Origin of the sequence: Mycobacterium sp. 1164966.3 (assembly GCF_001665395.1) — a bacterium.
In the GTDB taxonomy this organism is placed as follows: Bacteria; Actinomycetota; Actinomycetes; order Mycobacteriales; family Mycobacteriaceae; genus Mycobacterium.
In genome coordinates this window covers 1-792 of record NZ_LZSG01000063.1, presented here as the reverse complement: position 1 = coordinate 792, position 792 = coordinate 1, and the positions used below count along the sequence as shown (strand labels likewise).

Here is a 792-nt window from a genome sequence, read left to right as displayed (position 1 = left end):
AGGACGGCTATGTCCCGTCGAAGGCGTTGGCCGACTTCGTGCGCTGCCGGGATTTGACGTGTCGCTGGCCGGGCTGCGATGTGCCCGCGATGCGCTGCGACCTCGACCACACCATCCCGCACGCCCAGGGGGGGCCCACCCACGCGGGCAACCTGAAGTGTTATTGCCGCACTCATCATTTGGTGAAAACCTTTTGGGGCTGGAAAGAACAGCAACTGCCCGACGGCACCCTGATCTTGACCTCACCGGCCGGACAAACCCATGTCACCACCCCGGGCAGTGCGCTGCTGTTTCCCAGCCTGTGTCACGCCGTGGGCGGCATGCCCGCCGCCGAAACCGACCCCCCACCCCCACAGCCCTGCGCTGACCGCGCCGCGATGATGCCCAAACGCCGCCGCACCCGCGCCAAAGACCGCGCCTACCGGGTAGCCACCGAACGCGCCCACAACCACGCCGCCCGCCAAGCCGAAGCCGAAGCCGAAGCCGCCGCCGCCGGACCCGCCCCACCCGAGGAACCCCCACCCTTCTGAGGATTTATTCACCGGCCACGGCGAACAGCTGCCAGGGCCCGGGCACGCCCTTGAGCTCATGCGCGCCGCGGTCCTCAAACCCCAGCCCCGAGCCGATCACCAGATCACGCAACGTGCCAGACACCAACACCTCGTTGGGCCCCGCCAGCGCGCTGACCCGCGCGCCGATGTGCACGGCAATCCCGCCAATATCGTCGCCGCGGACCTCGCACTCACCGGTGTGCAACCCCGCGCGCACCTGCAGACCCAACGCCTGCACCGC

General features: G+C 69.1%; 1 protein-coding gene and 1 pseudogene. One reads left to right on the top strand and one right to left on the bottom strand.

Going from position 1 to position 792, the window contains the following annotated elements; all coding sequences use genetic code 11:
• On the top strand, nucleotides 1–530 hold a 530-nt coding region (locus A9W99_RS26895), incomplete at its 5' end, for an HNH endonuclease signature motif containing protein (protein WP_172828933.1).
• Between the two features lie 4 nt (nucleotides 531–534).
• On the opposite strand, the pseudogene A9W99_RS26890 reads toward A9W99_RS26895, so the two are convergent.
• Nucleotides 535–792: pseudogene (locus A9W99_RS26890) on the bottom strand (hydrolase); the annotation flags it as partial.